15 protein-coding genes and 1 tRNA gene are annotated in these 17,389 nt (G+C 68.4%); 12 read left to right on the forward strand and 4 right to left on the reverse strand.

Annotated elements, in window-relative coordinates; all coding sequences use genetic code 11:
* Positions 1-114: 114 nt before the first annotated feature.
* Genes BJY20_RS11600 through BJY20_RS11610 form a run of 3 tightly spaced genes read left to right on the forward strand, consistent with a single transcriptional unit; the run spans position 115 to position 2,020 of the window.
* Positions 115-498 carry an FtsB family cell division protein gene (locus BJY20_RS11600; RefSeq protein WP_185991676.1) on the forward strand — a complete coding sequence of 128 codons (384 nt, stop codon included), beginning with the start codon at positions 115-117 and terminating at the stop codon, positions 496-498.
* Positions 495-1,028: a DUF501 domain-containing protein gene (locus tag BJY20_RS11605; protein ID WP_185991677.1), complete on the forward strand. Its 534-nt coding sequence runs from the start codon at positions 495-497 to the stop codon at positions 1,026-1,028. Before BJY20_RS11600 ends, BJY20_RS11605 begins: the two co-directional genes overlap by 4 nt.
* Positions 1,028-2,020 (forward strand): Ppx/GppA phosphatase family protein, encoded by a 993-nt coding sequence (locus tag BJY20_RS11610; protein ID WP_185991678.1) that lies wholly within the window; start codon positions 1,028-1,030, stop codon positions 2,018-2,020. Before BJY20_RS11605 ends, BJY20_RS11610 begins: the two co-directional genes overlap by 1 nt.
* Positions 2,021-2,027: 7 nt before the next feature.
* On the opposite strand, the gene BJY20_RS11615 is transcribed toward BJY20_RS11610, so the two are convergent.
* Both BJY20_RS11615 and BJY20_RS11620 read right to left on the reverse strand, forming a co-directional pair.
* Complete coding sequence (locus tag BJY20_RS11615) at positions 2,028-3,116, reverse strand: IS630 family transposase (protein WP_185991679.1); 1,089 nt, start codon at positions 3,114-3,116, stop codon at positions 2,028-2,030.
* Positions 3,117-3,303: 187 nt separating this feature from the next.
* Positions 3,304-3,383, reverse strand: a tRNA-Leu gene (locus BJY20_RS11620).
* A gap of 589 nt (positions 3,384-3,972) precedes the next feature.
* Between BJY20_RS11620 and BJY20_RS11625 the strand changes: the two genes are divergently transcribed.
* The 4 genes from BJY20_RS11625 (at position 3,973) to BJY20_RS11640 (ending at position 9,527) form a co-directional block, all read left to right on the forward strand.
* Entirely contained in the window at positions 3,973-5,604 is a 1,632-nt protein-coding gene (locus BJY20_RS11625; RefSeq protein ID WP_185991680.1) for an ABC transporter substrate-binding protein, read from the forward strand.
* Between the two features lie 121 nt (positions 5,605-5,725).
* Positions 5,726-6,826, forward strand: a complete 1,101-nt coding sequence (locus BJY20_RS11630) for an ABC transporter permease (protein WP_185991681.1) — start codon at positions 5,726-5,728, stop codon at positions 6,824-6,826.
* Entirely contained in the window at positions 6,826-7,812 is a 987-nt protein-coding gene (locus tag BJY20_RS11635; protein WP_185992580.1) for an ABC transporter permease subunit, read from the forward strand. Before BJY20_RS11630 ends, BJY20_RS11635 begins: the two co-directional genes overlap by 1 nt.
* A complete protein-coding gene (locus BJY20_RS11640; RefSeq protein ID WP_185991682.1) occupies positions 7,809-9,527 on the forward strand; it encodes an ABC transporter ATP-binding protein in 1,719 nt (572 codons plus the stop codon). The genes BJY20_RS11635 and BJY20_RS11640 overlap by 4 nt, the downstream gene beginning before the upstream one ends.
* A gap of 2 nt (positions 9,528-9,529) precedes the next feature.
* Here the strand turns inward: BJY20_RS11640 and BJY20_RS11645 are convergent, their stop codons facing one another.
* The gene (locus BJY20_RS11645; protein WP_185991683.1) at positions 9,530-10,360 is read right to left on the reverse strand and encodes a siderophore-interacting protein; all 831 of its coding nucleotides are present in this window, start codon (positions 10,358-10,360) and stop codon (positions 9,530-9,532) included.
* A 161-nt stretch (positions 10,361-10,521) separates the two neighbouring features.
* On the opposite strand from BJY20_RS11645, the gene BJY20_RS11650 reads away from it, so the two are divergent.
* The 5 genes from BJY20_RS11650 (at position 10,522) to BJY20_RS11670 (ending at position 16,261) form a co-directional block, all read left to right on the forward strand.
* Positions 10,522-11,901, forward strand: a complete 1,380-nt coding sequence (locus tag BJY20_RS11650; protein WP_185991684.1) for a cystathionine beta-synthase — start codon at positions 10,522-10,524, stop codon at positions 11,899-11,901.
* Positions 11,902-11,903: 2 nt separating this feature from the next.
* Entirely contained in the window at positions 11,904-13,088 is a 1,185-nt protein-coding gene (locus BJY20_RS11655; protein ID WP_185991685.1) for a cystathionine gamma-synthase, read from the forward strand.
* Between the two features lie 102 nt (positions 13,089-13,190).
* Positions 13,191-14,105, forward strand: a complete 915-nt coding sequence (locus BJY20_RS11660; protein WP_185991686.1) for a Bax inhibitor-1/YccA family protein — start codon at positions 13,191-13,193, stop codon at positions 14,103-14,105.
* Positions 14,106-14,111: 6 nt separating this feature from the next.
* Positions 14,112-14,408: a hypothetical protein gene (locus tag BJY20_RS11665; RefSeq protein WP_185991687.1), complete on the forward strand. Its 297-nt coding sequence runs from the start codon at positions 14,112-14,114 to the stop codon at positions 14,406-14,408.
* 77 nt (positions 14,409-14,485) lie between these two features.
* Positions 14,486-16,261 carry an S-layer homology domain-containing protein gene (locus BJY20_RS11670; protein WP_185991688.1) on the forward strand — a complete coding sequence of 592 codons (1,776 nt, stop codon included), beginning with the start codon at positions 14,486-14,488 and terminating at the stop codon, positions 16,259-16,261.
* A 59-nt stretch (positions 16,262-16,320) separates the two neighbouring features.
* Here BJY20_RS11670 and BJY20_RS11675 read toward each other — a convergent pair whose 3' ends face one another.
* Positions 16,321-17,316, reverse strand: a complete 996-nt coding sequence (locus BJY20_RS11675) for an SGNH/GDSL hydrolase family protein (protein ID WP_185991689.1) — start codon at positions 17,314-17,316, stop codon at positions 16,321-16,323.
* Positions 17,317-17,389: the final 73 nt, after the last annotated feature.

The following is a 17,389-nucleotide window of genomic DNA, read 5'->3' on the forward strand; positions in this document are numbered from 1 at the left end:
AGCGCGACGAGGCGACCCCCGGCGCGCAACCGTCCGCGCCGGTACACCGCCCGTGGACCCATCGGTGGCTCCGGAGCCACGCCCACTCCCCGCAAGCCCCGCGGCGGGCCCGTGATGACCACTCGCCGATGGGTGGTCCTCGGGTCGTTGATGACCTTGCTGGCCCTCATGCTCGTGCCCACCGGCAAGTCCTGGTACGACCAGCAGCAACGTCTCGACGAGCTGCACTCGCAGGTCACGGCGCAGGAGGCTCACCTCGACGAGCTGAAGCGTGAGCGTGATCTGTGGCAGACGGACGCCTACGTCGAGGCCCAGGCCCGCAAGCGGCTGAAGTTCGTGCGCCCGGGCGAGCGGACCTACACCGTGGTCGACCCCGAGGCGCCGATCGCGGACGTCGACCCCGAGACCGGGACGGTCCAATCGTCCAACACCCAGCCCTGGTACGAGAAGATGGCCGACTCGGCGAGCACGGCCGACAGGGCGGAGGACGACAAGTGACGACCGACGAGCAGGGTAACGACCTGTCCCGGGTCACCTCCGAGGATCTGGCCACCATCCATCAGCAGCTCGGGCGACCGGCACGCAGTGCTGTCGACATCGCCCACCGGTGCCCGTGTGGGGGGCCCACCGTCGTCCGCACGGCTCCGCGCCTCCCCGGCGGGACCCCCTTCCCCACGAGCTTCTATGCCACGTGCCCGCGGTTGACCGGGGCGGTCTCGACGCTCGAGTCCAGTGGGCTCATGGCGCAGATGTCGCAGCGTCTGGTCGAGGACGAGGACCTGGCCGCGCGCTACCGCGCCGCCCACGAGGACTACCTGGCACGTCGGGCCGAGCTCGGTGATGTGCCCGAGATCGAAGGGACCTCCGCCGGTGGCATGCCCACGCGGGTGAAGTGTCTCCATGTTCTCGTGGCACACTCTTTGGCTGCCGGTCCCGGGGTCAACCCCCTCGGAGACGAGGCACTTGACCTGCTGCCCGAGTGGTGGCGCGCCGGCCCGTGCATCAGCACGGACGAAGGGAGCGACTGATGAGAGTCGCAGCAATCGACTGTGGGACCAACTCGATCCGCCTGCTGATCGCCGACCACGACACGGGGCGCAATGTCCTGACCGACGTGGCCCGTCGGGTCGAGGTGGTCCGCCTCGGGCAGGGGGTCGACACCACGGGCCGTCTGGATGACGAGGCACTGAGCCGTACCCTCGACATGTGCCGCGAGTACGCGGAGCAGTGCCGCCACGAGCAGGTTCCTGCGGGCAACGTGCGCTTCGTAGCGACGTCGGCAACGCGCGACGCGAGCAACTCCGAGGACTTCGTGCAGGGCGTGCGGGCGGCCTTCGGCGAGCTCGACGTGACGCCCGAGGTCATCGTCGGTGCGGAGGAGGCGCGGCTGGGCTTCATCGGCGCGACGGGTGCCCTGGCCGACGAGGGCTTCGAGGGGCCCTACCTCGTCGTCGATATCGGCGGTGGCTCCACCGAAGTCGTGCGCGGGACCCGCGACGTCGTCGCCGGCACCTCCCTGGACATCGGCAGCGTGCGCCTGACCGAGCGCCACCACCGCACCGACCCGCCGACGCAGGAAGTCATCGACGCCGCCCGCTTCGACATCGCGGAGGCACTGGATACCGCGGAGGCCGAGGTCGGGCTCGGTGGTGTCAACACCGTCATCGGACTGGCCGGCTCGGTCACCACCGTCACCGCGCAGGCCCTCGGTCTGACCTCCTACGACCCGTCGGCCATCCACCTGGCCGACCTGACGGTCGAGCAGTACATGGAGGCCTGTGAGCGCCTCATCCTCAGCACCCGGGCCGAGCGGGCCGCGCAGCCCTTCATGCACCCCGGTCGCGTCGACGTCATCGGCGCCGGGGCGCTCATCTGGTACGAGCTCATCGAGCGGGCTCGTGGCGCCAACGGCCCCGACCTGGTCGTCACGACCTCCGAGCGGGACATCCTCGACGGCATCGCCCTGTCGATCGTCGCACCGGACGAGCCGGAAGCCGAGGACGAGCAGTCGACTGGCTAGTGCCGCATCAAGATGCGATGGGTAGGTAGTCGGGGCGTCGGATCGTGGGGCCGGTGGCGAAGTTGGTCTTGGGCAGCGCCTGCTTGTTCTTCCATCTCAGGTAGCCACCGATGGCGGCCTCTTGGGTGGCGTGTTCGGGGTAGTCGCTGCCATCGAGGGTGAAGTACCGCAGGGCGGCGAACTCGGACTCGATCCAGTTCAGCCAGGAGGCGTTGGAGGGAGTGAAGACCAGTTCCACGTCGTGGGCCGCGCACCAGGTGAGGACCTCGGTCTTCTTGTGTGGGGAGAAGTTGTCGCAGATGACGTACAACGTCCCGGCGCAGCGACGACGTAGCTGGCGCAGGAAGTCGAGGAACTCTTGCCAGCGTTTGCGGTCGCGGAAGCGGTAGATCATCTTCCCGGTGGCCAGGTCCAGCGCGCCGAACATGTGCCGTACCCCGCCGTAGCGGTGGTAGGTCGCGCGTAGCCGGGACGGGCGCCGAGTGGGGAAACAGCCCCGGCCGGGCCGGGGCTGGAGGTTCAGCGGCCCGAACTCATCGACACACACCACGTGCGCGTCGGCCGGTGGGTCGTCGTACAGCGCCAGTACCCGAGCTTTCTTGTCCGTGAAGTCCGGGTCCTTCGAGCCCTTCCACGTCTTGCTCGCCTGCCAGCTGATCCCGCCGTCCTTGAGGATCTGGCGCACGGTCTCGGTACTGATCGCGTCCACGACTTTCTGCTGGAGCAGGTGCTCGACCAGCTTGGTCAGGCTCCAGCAGGTGAAGGGAAGTCCCAGGTCCTGTGGGTGGCAGCGGGCGATCCGGCAGATCTGCTCGCGGGTGGCCTCATCGATCCTCTTCGGCCGCCCGCTGCTCACTTTTGGGTTCAACGCCGCGAACCCCCGCTCGTTGAAATCGTGGATCACGCGGCGCACGTACCCCTCGGTGGTCGCGAACATCACCGCGATGTCCGGCACCGACTGGCCCTGGGCCGAGGCCATCACGATCGTCGCCCGCCGCAACCGCACCGCGTTCTTCGACGTCCTCGTCGTCCGCGCCAGCCGCTGCCCCTCCTGATCGGACAGCTCCCGTACGAACACTTCCGGCTTCCTCGCCATCGGATCGATCACCTCCACCACCGGTCTCGAGACCGAGCGCTGGCAGAGCAAGAGCGACACGGTTACCGACCCGACTCAACTTGGCGGGGCACGAGGCTGCTGGCACCCCGTCGGACCCATTGTGCGCAACCGCTCAGGCTCTTGCATCCCGGGCGCAGTCCGCGGTGCCGAGATCTTGGGAGGACCGTGGTGCGGGCGGTGGGATTCGAACCCACACGTTCGACAGGAATTTTAAGTTCCCCGGCTCGCCAGTTGGCCTACGCCCGCTTGCGGTTGCGACTGCGATACGTCGGAGTATGAGCATGGCAGTTGGGACAGAGTAGCTCCAGGTTCTCGAGCAGATTGTTGCCGGGGTTCCCATCCCGGTGTTCGAGCTCGAGCGGGACGGGCTGGCCCAGCCACTCGGTCCCGCCGCACCTGTTGCACCTCCAGTCGAAGACCCCTTCGCGGATCAGCCGGACCTCCAGGCGGTAGGAGCTTGTCGGGCAGCGATTGGATAGTAGTCGTCCAGAGATCGTGCTGGACCCATCTCGAGTCCCTTGTTCCAGGCTTGGCCGCGGAAGTGAGTGGTGTCGAGCGCAGCCTCTTCGATGGCTCGGCGGACCGTGCTGTAATTTCCGCCCGCCACCCGCAGCCCCAGACGTCGGATCACCTGTGCCAAGGAGGTCGATGCCGATACGGCGGCCTCGAGTCCCGCCGGGGGTACTGCGAGATAACACCTTGAACATTCTTGGTGACTTCCCCCACATCTGCCTCTCCTCGGGAGTAGGGTCAGCCCCGCTGACAGACGGGTTCCCCTTCCGGCACCGGGCGCAACGGCGCACTCACCGTCAGCGAGAGAACAGAAAGGCTCACCATGTCCACACGCACGTGGCGTATTGCCGCGGCCACCCTCACGGCTTCAGCCATGACGATCAGTGCCTGCACCACATCCTCGACGGGTGGCGACGGTGATTCAGGTGGTGACGGCGACTCGGGTGGTCCCCTGACGATCGGCACCACTGACAAGGTCGTCTCCCTGGACCCCGCGGGTGCCTACGACAACGGCTCCTCGGGCGTGATGCAGCAGGTGTACCCCTTCCTGATGAACTCTGCACCCGGTGAGGCCGTTCCCGAGCCGGACATCGCCGCCTCTGCCGAGTTCACCTCGCCGAAGGAATTCACCGTCAAGCTCAAGGAGGGGTTGACCTTCGCCAATGGTAACGAGCTGACCTCCTCCGACGTGAAGTTCACCTTCGATCGACAGACCAAGATCGCCGATCCCGAGGGCCCGTCCTCGCTGCTGGGCAACCTGGACAAGACGACCGCACCCGACGACCAGACCGTCGTCTTCCACCTGAAGAGCGGCAACGACCAGACTTGGCCGGGGGTGCTCACATCCGTGGTGGCGCCCATCGTTGACGAGGACGTCTTCTCGCCGACCGAGGTCATGTCGGACAACGACATCGTGGACGGCAACCCCTTCGCAGGGCCTTACCAGATCGACAGCTACGACAAGAACAGCCTCGTGTCGTACAAGGCCTTCGACGATTACGACGGCATCCTGCCGGCGGCGAAGACCAACACCGTCAACGTCAAGTACTACGCCGACGCAAACAACCTCAAGTTGGACATCGGCAACGGCAACATCGACATGGCCTACCGCACACTCGGCCCCACGGACATCGAGGACCTGTCGAAGAACGACGACGTGAAGATCCACAAGGGTCCCGGCGGCGAGCTGCGGTACATGGTCTACAACTTCAACACCATGCCGTTCGGCGCGAAGACGAAGGACGCGGACCCGGAGAAGGCTCTGGCCGTGCGACAGGCCATGGCCGACTCGCTCGACCGCGAGGCACTCTCCAAGCAGGTCTACAAGGGCACTTTCGAGCCGGTCTACTCGTTCGTGCCGGAAGGTTTCGAGGGGCAGACCCAGCCGCTGAAGAAGATGTACGGGGACGGTGACGGTGGCCCGGACGCAGAGCGCGCCGCCGAGCGCCTGAAGGACGCCGGGGTCGAGACCCCGGTGACGATCCACCTTCAGTACAACACCGACCACTACGGCTCGTCCTCCGGTGAGGAGTACGCGATGATCAAGTCGCAGCTGGAGGGGACCGACCTGTTCAAGGTGGATCTGCAGTCGACCGAGTGGGTCCAGTACGGGAAGGACCGGACCAACGACGAGTACCCCGTGTACCAGCTGGGCTGGTACCCCGACTACTCGGACGCGGACAACTTCCTCACGCCGTTCTTCCTCAACCCGGGCAGCTTCCTCGCCCAGCACTTCAACGACGAGGAGATCAACGAGCTCATCAAGGAGCAGCGTTCGGAGCCGGACGAGGACAAGCGCAACGAGTTGCTCGGTGAGCTGCAGACCAAGGTCGCGGAGAAGCTGCCGACGCTGCCCTTCCTCCAGGGCGCGCAGGTCGCGGTGGCGGGCAAGGACGTCAAGGGCATCATCCTCGACCCGTCCTTCAAGCTGCACATGTCCACCATCGAGAAGTAGGACACGACCTCTTCCGGGTGGCGGCACAACAGGGCCGCCACCCGAAGAGGCGTCTTCTCCCTTCAGCATGTCCCGGGGCATTTGAGCGCCGTCCCCCTCCAGCACACCGAAACAGGCAGGTATGACGTCAGCATCCAACGAGGCCGAGGCCCGGGGTGAACCCTCGCCACCGACCGGCGGGACCAAGGCCAAGAAGTCCGGCATCGGTCTCGGCAAGTACATCGTGATCCGCGCCCTGCTGATCATCCCGACGGTCTTCATCCTCGTCACGACCGTGTTCATCCTGATGCGGCTGACCGGCGACCCGGTCACCGCCTCGGTCGGAGGACGGCTCCCTCCGGAGCAGCTGGCGGAGCGCATTTCAGCGGCCGGGTACGACCGACCGCTGATCGTCCAGTATTTCGAGTACCTCGGCAACATCCTGCAGGGTGACTTCGGCACGACGATCAGTGACAACATCCAGGTCACCGAGCTGCTGGCGCGGTACGGCACGGCGACGCTTGAGCTGGTCTTCTACGCACTGATCGTGGCCTTCGTCCTCGGCATCCCGCTGGGGATGCTCGCCGCCTACCGTCGGGACCACGGCACGGATGCGACCCTGCGCGTGCTGGCGATCCTGGGCTACGCCACCCCGGTCTTCTTCGCCGGCCTGCTGCTCAAGCTCGTCTTCTCGGTGTGGCTGGACTGGCTGCCCGTCTCCGGACGAGTCACCTCCGGCAACCAGTTGATCCTGCAGGGCGTGAGCGCCCCCACCCACATCTACCTCATCGACGCGCTCCGGCTCGGCAACATCGACATCGTCATCGACGTGCTCACCCACGCGGTCCTGCCGGCGATCGCGTTGGGTCTGCTCGTCGGCGGCGTCTTCCTTCGGCTGGTCCGCACCAACATGATCGGCACCCTGGGACAGGACTACATCGAGTCCGGTCGCTCGCGGGGCGTCAGCGAGCGGCGACTGGTCACCAAGCACGCCTACCGCCCGGCGTTGGTCCCGATCATCACCGTCATGGGCATGCAGATCGCGCTCATGCTGGGCGGGGCGATCCTGACCGAGACGACCTTCGGCTGGAAGGGGCTGGGCTTCAAGCTGGCCGAGTACCTGCAGGCCCGTGACTTCGTGGCCGTCCAGGGCATCGTCGTCATGCTCGCCGTCATCGTCGCCGTGACGAACTTCATCGTCGACGTCGTCGCCGCGCTGGTCGACCCGAGAGTGAGGTACTGATCGTGAGCGCACCCATCACCGCGCCCTCGCGTCCCCCGCTGCTGTGGCGCCTGCCCATCCTGTCCCATCTGAAGAAGAGCGTCGGCCTGCAGCGGGGCATGCTCATCGCCGGCCTCGTCATGAGCTTCGTGACCCTCGTCTGCGCCATCTTCGCGCCGTTGATCGCGCCCTACGGCTTCTCCCAGATGAAGGCGGACGGCCGTGCCTTCGGCGCCCAGCAGCCGCCCTCGGCCGAGCACCCCTGGGGTACGACCGTCGGCGGATACGACGTGCTCTCCCGGACCATCTGGGGGGCCCAGACAGCCGTCGAGGTGATCATCATCGCGGTGATCCTCTCGCTCTTCATCGGGGTGGCACTGGGGCTGATCTCCGGGTACATCGGCGGCTGGGTCGACCGCGTGCTCGTCGTCGTCGCCGACGCGATCTATGCACTCCCGGCGCTACTGCTGGCCATCGTTCTGGCGATCACGATCAGCCAGGGCCAGTCCAGTCGTTGGGGAGGTATCTTCGCAGCGGCAGGCTCGATCACGGTCGTGTTCATCCCGCAGTACTTCCGGGTGATCCGCGCCGAGACGACTCGCTTGAAGGGTGAGGCCTTCGTCGATGCGGCGAGGGTCATCGGGACCCCGGCTCCGCGGGTGATGTTCCGTCACATCTACCGCAACGCCACCCGGACGCTTCCGCTGATCTTCACGCTGAACTCCTCGGAGGCGATCCTCACGCTCGCCGGCCTGGGCTTCCTCGGCTTCGGCATCGAGCCCACTGCTGCCTCCGAGTGGGGATACGACCTGAACAAGGCACTGTCCGACACCACGAGTGGAATCTGGTGGACCGGTGTCTTCCCCGGTCTGGCCATCGTCTGGACCGTCCTGGGGGTGACCCTCGTCGGCGAGAGCATGAACGATCTGAACGACCCGCGTCTGCGTGGCCGCCGACGCGCCAAGATCCGCAAGAAGTCCGAGCCCTCCGAGAAGGTCACCGCATGAGCGCCACGTCACCTGCAAGCACCGGCACTGATGAGTCGGTGCTGAGCATCCAGGACCTGCAGGTCACCTTCGCGACCGACCAGGGGCCGGTCGAGGCGGTCAAGGACGTCAACCTCGAGGTGGCCCCCGGCGAGGTGCTGGCGATCGTCGGCGAGTCGGGCTCGGGCAAGACGGTGACGGCGCGCACGGTGCTCGGGCTTCTCGCCGAGACGGCCAGCAGCGAGGGCGCGGTCCTCGTGGGCCGGCACGACGTGCTGAGCATCTCCCAGCCCGAGATGCGACGACTGCGTGGCACCGATGTCGCGATGATCTTCCAGGAGCCGTCGACGGCGCTGAACCCCGTGTACAAGATCGGTTGGCAGATCATCGAGGGACTGCGGGCACACGACCGCAAGCTGAGCAAGCAGGAGGCGCGCGATCGGACGATCAAGGCCCTGACGGACGTCGGTATCCCCGACGCCGAGAGCCGCATCGACTACTACCCGCACCAGTTCTCCGGCGGGCAGAAGCAGCGCATCATGATCGCCATGGCCCTGGCCCTCAACCCCGGCCTGATCATCGCCGACGAGCCGACGACCGCGCTGGACGTCACCGTGCAGGCGGAGATCCTCGAGCTGCTGCGAGATCTGCGGGACCGATTCGGCTCCTCCATCGTCCTGATCACCCACAACATGGGTGTGGTGGCCGACCTCGCCGACCGTGTTGCCGTCATGTACCAAGGCGAGCTGGTCGAGGAGGCACCTGCGGCCGAGCTCTTCGCCCACCCCCGGGAGGACTACACCAAGAAGCTGCTGGCAGCGGTCCCGCACCTGGGCCGCTCCTCCGTGTCGGCGTCCCTGACCAAGGACGAGCTGGCTGCGCAGCTGCGCGAGCCGGTCGTGGTGCGGGCCAAGGATCTGGTGATCGAGTACCCGGGACGACTGGGGCAGAAGGCGTTCCGTGCTGTCGACGGTGTCTCCTTCGAGATCCACCAGGGTGAGGTGCTCGGACTGGTCGGCGAGTCCGGGTCCGGCAAGACGACCATCGGTCGTGCCATCGCCGGGCTGAACCGGATCTCCCGGGGGTCGCTGAGCGTCCTCGACCACGAGATGCTCAACTTCCGTGAACGGGCCTTCATGCCGTTGCGGGAGCAGATCGGCTTCGTCTTCCAGGACCCGGCGGCCTCGTTCAACCCGCACCTGACGGTGGGGGAGTGTGTCGCCGAGCCCCTCGCGGTGCACCGAAGTGACCAGAAGTCCTCGCAGCGGCGCGCGCGGGTGGAGGAGCTGTTGGAGGCGGTCCAGCTGCCCCGTGCGCACGCCGACCGGTACCCGCACGAGTTGTCGGGTGGACAGCGACAGCGCGCCAGCCTGGCCAGGGCGCTGGCCCTGGACCCCCGACTGCTCGTCGCCGACGAACCGACCAGTGCGCTCGACGTTTCCGTGCAGGCGGCGGTGCTCGAGCTGTTCAAGGAACTGCAGGACCGGTTCGGATTCGCCTGCCTCTTCATCAGCCACGACCTCGCGGTCGTCGACATACTCGCCCACCGCATCGGCGTGCTCTACCGCGGTGAGCTCGTCGAGCAGGGCATCGGGACACAGGTCCTGCAGGATCCGCAGGATCCCTACACCCAGCGGTTGATCGCCTCGTTGCCGGTGCCGGATCCGCAGGAGCAGGCAATCCGCCGGGAGAAGCACCGTCAGCTCCTCGAGCAGGAGGGCGGTTCGAACGCCTGAGGTCAGTCCTCGATCATCCCGACCGGCGTCTTCTTCTCCGCCTGGAAGACGTCCTCGGTGCGCCCACGCGCCCAGTAGCCGGAGATCGAGATCGAGCCACGGGGCACCTCGCGCTGCTTGAGGACCCGGCGCACGGCCTTGATCGACTCGCGCTCTCCGTGCGCGAAGACCTGCACCGCGCCCTCGGAGACGTCGGTCGGCCATGGTGCCGCGTCGATGGCGCGGGCGAGGAAGTCGGCGTCGCCGGTGTCGGGGTTGACCAGCCACGAGACCTCGACACCTTCCGGGGCGGTGATGTCGAGTGCGTCAGCGCCTGCCTCGACCTCCAGCAGGACGACTCCCTTCGCCGACGAAGGGAGGGACTCCAGGGCGGCGGCGATGGCCGGCATCGCCGAGAGGTCGCCGGCCATCAGGTGCCAGTCCACGTCCGGTCGGGGGGAGTACGCCCCGCCCGGTCCCCGGACGACCGCTGAGTCGCCCGGCTGCGCGGTCATCGCCCACGGACCGGCGTAGCCGGTGTCGCCGTGGGTGACGAAGTCGAGGGTCAGGCGGCGGGCAGCACGGTCGATCGCACGGACGGTGTAGGTGCGGGTGACCGGCTGCTGGGCGGCGGGCAGGCTCTCGCGCAGGGCGGCGAGATCGTAGGGGGGCTCGAGTCCGAGCGCCGGGTCGACGAAGATCAGCTTGACGTAGGCGTCGGTGTGCTCAGCGGCACCGAAGTCGGCGAGGGAGTCGCCGGTGAGGACGACCCGCACGAGGTGCGGTCCGAGCTGCTGCGTCGAGTCGACGGTCAGGACGTGCTGGGGGCGGGGCTTGCGTGCGGGAGCGGCCATGTGGATCTCCGATCTCTGACGGGTCCTCGTCGCCGTCGACGACGAAGTTGACTCTGAAGTCAGGTTAGCCTTGCCTGACCAGCGATCCGAATCGGGGTCGGTGCGCGTCCGGGGCCGGGGTCGGTGTCCTCGTGCCGGCGATCCGTGCCACGATGCTGGACATGCAGATCGCAGACCACATCACCGACCTGATCGGCGACACTCCGCTCGTCAGGCTCTCGTCCGTCGTCCCCGAAGGCTCCGGCCTCGTGGCCGCCAAGATCGAGTACCTCAATCCCGGCGGCAGCGTGAAGGACCGCATCGCTCGCAAGCTGATCGACGCGGCGGAGGCCTCCGGTGAGCTGCGAGCAGGCGGCACCATCGTGGAGCCGACCTCCGGGAACACCGGGGTGGGTCTGGCGTTGGTCGCGCAGGAGCGTGGCTACCGCTGCATCTTCGTCTGCCCCGACAAGGTCGGCAAGGACAAGATCGACGTGCTGCGCGCCTACGGTGCGCAGGTGCAGATCGTCCCGAGCTCGGTGGCGCCCGACCACCCCGACAGCTACTACTCCGTGAGCGACCGCCTCACCCAGGAGATCGACGGGGCCTGGAAGCCGAACCAGTTCTTCAACCTCGACGGCCCGCAGGCCCACTACGAGAGCACCGGCCCCGAGATCTGGGCCCAGACCGAGGGCGAAATCACCCACCTCGTCGCGGGCATCGGTACCGGTGGCACGATCACCGGTACCGGTCGCTACCTCAAGGAGATCTCCGAGGGCCGGGTCACCATCATCGGCGCCGACCCCGAGGGCTCGGTCTACTCCGGCGGAACCGGACGGCCCTACCTCGTCGAGGGCGTCGGCGAGGACATGTGGCCCGGCGCCTACGACCCGTCGGTGCCGGACGAGGTCATCGCCGTCACCGACGACGAGTCATTCGCGATGACGCGTCGACTCGCGCGCGAGGAGGGCCTGCTCGTCGGCGGTTCGAGCGGAATGGCCGTCGTGGCGGCCCTGCGGGTCGCCGAGCGTGAGCCGGACGCCAAGATCGTCGTCCTCCTGCCCGACGGTGGCCGCGGCTACCTCGGCAAGATCTTCGACGACGAGTGGATGGCCTCCTATGGCTTCCTCCCCGGCGACGACGCCACCGAGAGCAGCGTCGGTGACGTGCTGCGGGGCAAGGGTGGCGAGCTGCCGGCCCTGGTCCACACGCACCCCAACGAGACGATCCGGGAGGCGATCGACATCCTGCGTGAGTACGGCGTCTCCCAGATGCCGGTCGTCGGCGCAGAGCCGCCCGTCGTCATCGGCGAGGTCGCCGGTGCCGTCACCGAGCGTGACCTGCTCACCGCCGTCTTCGAGGGGCACGCCTCCCTCGCCGACCCGGTGAGCAAGCACATGGGTGCCACGCTGCCGCAGATCGGCGCCAACGAGCCGGTCTCCGCGGCGACCCAGGCGCTGGAGCACTCCGACGCGCTGCTCGTCGTCGAGGGCGGCAACCCGGCCGGCGTCATCACCCGGCACGACCTGCTGGGGCACCTGTCCCACCGAGCGAAGGGCTGACCATGGGCGAGCAGAAGAGCGCTGCGGATGCGCGCGCGAGCCAGGGGTTCTCCACCCGGGCGATCCACGCCGGCTACGAGCCGGACCCGCTGACGGGCGCGGTCAACGTCCCGATCTATGCCAGCTCCACCTTCGCCCAGGACGGCGTCGGAGGCATGCGGGGCGGCTTCGAGTACGCCCGCACGGGAAACCCGACCCGGCAGGTGCTCGAGGCCAACGCAGCCTCGATCGAGGGCGGCTCCTACGGTCGGGCCTTCGCCTCCGGGATGGCAGCGACGGACGCGATGCTGCGCGCTGCCCTTCGCCCCGGTGACCATCTGGTCATCCCGGACGACGCCTACGGTGGGACCTTTCGTCTCATCGACAAGGTCTTCACCCACTGGGGGATCGAGTACACGCCGGCGCCCGTCGTCGATGTCGACGCGATCCGCGCGGCCATCCGGCCCAACACCAAGCTGGTGTGGCTGGAGACGCCGACCAACCCACTGCTGAACGTCGGTGACATCGCGGCCATTGCCGACGTCGCCCACGTCGCCGGCGCCAAGCTCGTCGTCGACAACACCTTCGCCAGCCCCTACCTGCAGCAGCCGCTCGCCCTCGGCGCGGACGTCGTGCTGCACTCGAGCACGAAGTACCTCGGTGGGCACAGCGACGTCGTCGGCGGCCTCCTGGTCACCGACGACGAGCAGCTGGACGCAGACATCGCCTTCCTGCAGAACGGCTCAGGCGGTGTCCCCGGCCCCTTCGACGCGTACCTGACGATGCGTGGCATCAAGACGCTCGGGGTGCGCATGGAGCGGCACTGCGACAACGCCGAAGCGGTCGTGGACCGGCTCTCCAGCCGCCCCGAGATCAGCTCGGTCCTCTACCCGGGCCTGCCCGGGCACCCCGGGTACGCGGCGGCGACGAAGCAGATGAGTCGCTTCGGCGGGATGCTCTCCGTGCGCATGGCCGGAGGCGTCGAGGCCGCCAAGCAGCTGTGCTCGCGCGTGGAGGTCTTCACCCTCGCCGAGTCGCTCGGCGGCATCGAGTCGCTCATCGAGCACCCCGGTGCGATGACCCACGCCTCCACCGCTGGGTCGATGCTCGAGGTTCCCGACGACCTCGTGCGCCTGTCCGTCGGTATCGAGGACGCCGGCGACCTGCTCGCCGACCTCGAGCAGGCCCTCGACGGCCTGCGCGCCTGACCCTGTGGACGGTCCCTGCGCTGCCGCGGCCGCGGCACCGTAGGCTGTTCCCGACAGACACTGCGGCCGCCGGTCGCGCAGAGTCCCCAGGAGGGCCCACCCATGAGCAACCCGCTTCTCAACCGGGTCAGCAATGACGCGCAGCGCGGCTACGCGGGCTTCCGCGAGTCCGGTGTGCGCAGTCAGCAGGGCGCCGGTCAGCAGGGCTACGCGCCCCAGCAGCCGGGCCAGTACGGCCAACCGGGTCTCGGCCGGCCGCAGCCCGGCTTCGGCGAGCCCGGGGCGGGCCCCGGGCTCGGGGGCGACGGTGGTGGCGGCCGCGCCATCACGATCGACGACGTGATCACGCGCACCGGTGCCCTCTTTGCGGTGCTCGTGGCCGTGGCCGCCGTCGCGTGGACCGCCTCGGCCATGTCTCCCGCCGTCGGCGGGGTGCTCTTCATGGTCGGCCTGGTGGGCACCCTCGGCCTGGGCCTGTACATCGGCTTCCGGCGCAAGCCGGTCAGCGCGACCCTGGCGATGGTCTACGCGGTCGTCGAGGGTGTCTTCGTCGGCGCGATCAGCCAGACCTACCACGCGATGTTCGATGCCACCGGTGGCAGCATCTTCGAGTCGATCGTCACGCAGGCGATCCTGGCGACCCTGTGCGTCTTCGGGTCGATGCTGCTGCTGTACAAGACCGGCGTGATCAAGGTGACCGACAAGTTCCGCTCGATCGTCTCGATGATGGTCATGGGCTACTTCGTCTTCTCGCTGATCAATCTGGGCTACATGCTCTTCTTCGGTGGCTCGCCGTTCGGCTTCGGTGGCACCGGCTGGATGGGCATCGGCATCTCGCTCTTCGCGATCGGCCTGGCTGCCGTGATGCTCACGCTCGACTTCGACAACATCGACAAGGCGATCAACGCCGGCCTCCCGTCCACCTTCGCCTGGACCCTGGCCATTGGCCTGCTCATCACCCTGGTGTGGCTGTACCTGGAGATCCTGCGTCTGCTGGGTCGCCTGCGCTCCGACTGACACCTCGTGCTCCCGCAGGACGTCGAGAGCGAGCTCGGCCGCGCGGTCCGCAGGTGGCGTCAGCTGCCGCTGGACCGGGCGGCGGACGCGCTCCCGGGGGTGCATGCCTTCCTCGCGGAGGTGGCGGGGGAGGAGTTGCCCGACCTCGGACCGGCCGTGGTCATGGACCAGCTGCGCGTCGTGGCCTTCGATGCCTGCGCGAGCGAAGGGGGCGGTGCCGGGCTCGCGGAGCGGCTCGCCTCCCTTCGCCTCGGCTGGAGCGCACCGCCTGCTGACCGGGAGGCGGTGCGGTACACGCCGTGACGCAGGCCCGTCCCACGGAGCCGCGGATGGGCGATGTACCGTACCGGGAATCCTCCCTGTTCAAAGGCACATCACTCATGAGCAATGCGCACGCGCGGATGTCGTCCACCCGCAGCTCCACCCTCCGCCTCCTCCTGGCCGCCACGATCTCCCCCGTCCTGGTCGTCGGCCCGATGGCCGTCCCGGACGCCAGTGGTGACGACACCGGGCAGATCACCACGTCGATGGAGACACTGGCGGTCGACGGCATCGATGACACGGCCGTCGCCGACACGGCCGACGTCGAGTACAACACCCCGGTGACTCAGCAGAAGTCCCGGCTCAGCACCGCCCGCTCCGGGCAGGGTCATGAGCCGGTCGAGCCCGACGACGACGACCTGGTCGCCATGACGGGCAAGCAGGACACCAAGGGCTTCTCCGCGCTCGGGCTGACGTGGGAGAGCGAGCAGGAGCCGGTCACGGTGTGGGTGCGCACGAAGACCGCGCCGCAGACGTGGTCCGACTGGGAGTACGTGCCCTCGGGCGATGACCACGCGCCCGACCCCGGCTCAGGGGAGGCGAGTGACGGGACCCGGGCAGGCACGGACCCGTTGATCGTCCCCGAGTCGGAGGGCGTGCAGGTGCGCGTCGAGGCGGAGGACGGCACTGCGCCGCGGGGGATGAAGGTCAACCTCATCGACCCGGCGCCCGCCGGTCAGGACGCACAGGTCCAGCAGAAGGCGCTCCCCGCGAGCGGCAACGGGGCCCGGCCGAAGGTCATCACGCGTGCCCAGTGGGGAGCGGACGAGTCCCTCCGCCGGGAGGAGCCGGAGTACGAGACCGTCCGCGGCGGGTTCGTCCACCACACGGCCGGCACGAACAACTACACCCGCAGCGAGGTCGCCGCACAGATCCGCGCGATCTACACGTATCACGTGCAGGGTCGTGGCTGGAACGACATCGGCTACAACTTCCTCGTCGACAAGTTCGGACGCGTCTTCGAGGGACGCTACGGCGGGGTCGGCAAGCCGGTCGTCGGCGCCCACACCCTCGGGTACAACTCGCAGTCCTTCGGGATGAGCGTGATCGGCAACCACCAGAACATCAGGGCGAACGCCGCGGTGCGGGACTCGCTCGCCGAGGTGTTCGCGTGGAAGCTTGCTCGCAACGGGGTGGACGCCGCCTCGATGGTCAGACTCCACGATGAGCCGTTCCACGCGATCAGCGGACACCGCGACGGCTTCAACACGCTCTGCCCGGGGGACGCGCTCTACGCCCAGCTGTCGGGGATCCGGCAGGATGCCCATGACCGCCAGCTCAAGCTGGACCCACCGCCGTTCCCGGATGTGACTCCGGCGACGACCGACTTCACCAGGGCCATCGCCTGGCTCAAGGACGAGGGGATCACGACGGGGTACGCCGACGGGACCTTCGGCCCGAAGCACAACATCTCGCGTGAGGCCATGGCGGCGTTCCTCTACCGGGCGGCGGGCAGGCCCGCCGTGAAGAGTGCGCCCGACTTCACGGATGTCGACTCGTCGAGCAAGTTCGCCAAGGAGATCGCCTGGCTGCAGGATGAGCGGATCACCACGGGCTTTGCCGACGGCACGTTCGGTCCCACGAAGAGGATCACCCGGGAGGCGATGGCGGCCTTCATGACGAGGTTCCTCCTCGAGGGGAGGGTGCCCGACGCCACCGCCCCCTACGAGTTCAGTGACGTCGCCGGGACCCAGTTCGAGGACCACATCGCCTGGATCGCGGATCAGGGCCTGACCACGGGCCACGCCGACGGGACGTTCCGCCCGAAGAGCAAGATCACCCGCGAGGCGATGGCGGCGTTCCTGTACCGCTCGCGGGGTCTGATGGCTCGCTGAGCGAAACTGCCCCGTCCGTCCGGCCTTCCCCGTCACCGTGGTCGAGGAGGGGCCTGGCCCTAGAGGTCGGTGACCTCGTGGCCGCCCCGTCGTCGCAGCATCGCCCACGGGCCACGGGGGCCGGCGCGCTTGCCGCTGACCTCCGCAGGGCCGACCTCGGTGCCGGGGGAGGAGGCGGCTCGCTCGGCGGCGTCGTCGAGGGCGCCGATGCCCTCACCACGGCTCGGCTCGGGCGCGGTGTCGCCCAGCGCGTTCTCCGGCCAGGCGTCGACCTCGGCGGCAACGGTCGGCAGCAGCGCCGACGCGACGCGCGCGTAGCCGGCGGCCGAGGGGTGGAAGCGGTCCTGGCTGAACATCACCGCCGGGCTCGCCTCGAACTCTTTCCCGAGCAGGTCGGCCAGGGAAACCGTGCGGGCGCCGGCCTCGACGGCTGCCACTGTCTGGGCGGCAGCGAGCTCCCGGCTCCACTGGCGCAGCAGCTTGTTCAGCGGGAAGGGCACCGGCTCGACCGTGCCCAGATCCGGGCAGGTGCCGACCACGACGGGGATGTCGAGGGTGCGCAGGTAGCGCACCGTCCGCTGCAGGTGCTGGACCGACACCGACCGGTCGATGCGGTGGGTGACGTCGTTGGCGCCGATGAGGACGACGGCGACGTCAGCCTGGTCGATGCGGGCCAGGCCTCGGGAGAGCTGGGCGCTCAGATCCGAGGACTGCGCCCCGACGACCGCCTCGTTGGTCAACTCCACCGGGCGCCCCATGATCGCCGCGAGCCCGGTCGACAGGATCGCGCCGATCGTGTGGTAGCGGCTGTCTGCGCCCATCCCAGCGGCGCTGGAGTCGCCGAGGACGAGCAACCGCACGGGCTCCCCGGGTGCCGCGCCGTAGACCCCGTCGTCGTCGGGGGCGCCGTCGAAGGGGTTGCCGACGACCCGACGGGTGATCTTGGCCTCGGCCTGGATCAGCCCGTAGCCGAGTCCCGCCGCCGCGGCCCCGGCGACGGCAGTACCCGCCGCGCCGATGAGTGCCCGTCCGGCGATCCTGCCCAGCACTGCCATGGCTCTCCTCGTCGTCACGGTTGTCCCGTGGCCAACCTTGTCATCCCCACGTGACATTGCCAACGAAAGGCGG

The sequence above is a fragment of the Janibacter cremeus genome, assembly GCF_013409205.1.
Taxonomy (GTDB): Bacteria; Actinomycetota; Actinomycetes; order Actinomycetales; family Dermatophilaceae; genus Janibacter; species Janibacter cremeus.

Excerpts from the sequence above, each read along its gene's own strand:
- BJY20_RS11600 (WP_185991676.1), top strand. The coding sequence starts at position 115 with ATGACCACTCGCCGATGGGTGGTCCTCGGGTCGTTGATGACCTTGCTG.
- BJY20_RS11610 (WP_185991678.1), top strand. The coding sequence starts at position 1,028 with ATGAGAGTCGCAGCAATCGACTGTGGGACCAACTCGATCCGCCTGCTG.
- BJY20_RS11615 (WP_185991679.1), bottom strand. The coding sequence starts at position 3,116 with ATGGCGAGGAAGCCGGAAGTGTTCGTACGGGAGCTGTCCGATCAGGAG.
- BJY20_RS11625 (WP_185991680.1), top strand. The coding sequence starts at position 3,973 with ATGTCCACACGCACGTGGCGTATTGCCGCGGCCACCCTCACGGCTTCA.
- BJY20_RS11630 (WP_185991681.1), top strand. The coding sequence starts at position 5,726 with ATGACGTCAGCATCCAACGAGGCCGAGGCCCGGGGTGAACCCTCGCCA.
- BJY20_RS11640 (WP_185991682.1), top strand. The coding sequence starts at position 7,809 with ATGAGCGCCACGTCACCTGCAAGCACCGGCACTGATGAGTCGGTGCTG.
- BJY20_RS11645 (WP_185991683.1), bottom strand. The coding sequence starts at position 10,360 with ATGGCCGCTCCCGCACGCAAGCCCCGCCCCCAGCACGTCCTGACCGTC.
- BJY20_RS11650 (WP_185991684.1), top strand. The coding sequence starts at position 10,522 with ATGCAGATCGCAGACCACATCACCGACCTGATCGGCGACACTCCGCTC.
- BJY20_RS11655 (WP_185991685.1), top strand. The coding sequence starts at position 11,904 with ATGGGCGAGCAGAAGAGCGCTGCGGATGCGCGCGCGAGCCAGGGGTTC.
- BJY20_RS11660 (WP_185991686.1), top strand. The coding sequence starts at position 13,191 with ATGAGCAACCCGCTTCTCAACCGGGTCAGCAATGACGCGCAGCGCGGC.
- BJY20_RS11670 (WP_185991688.1), top strand. The coding sequence starts at position 14,486 with ATGAGCAATGCGCACGCGCGGATGTCGTCCACCCGCAGCTCCACCCTC.
- BJY20_RS11675 (WP_185991689.1), bottom strand. The coding sequence starts at position 17,316 with ATGGCAGTGCTGGGCAGGATCGCCGGACGGGCACTCATCGGCGCGGCG.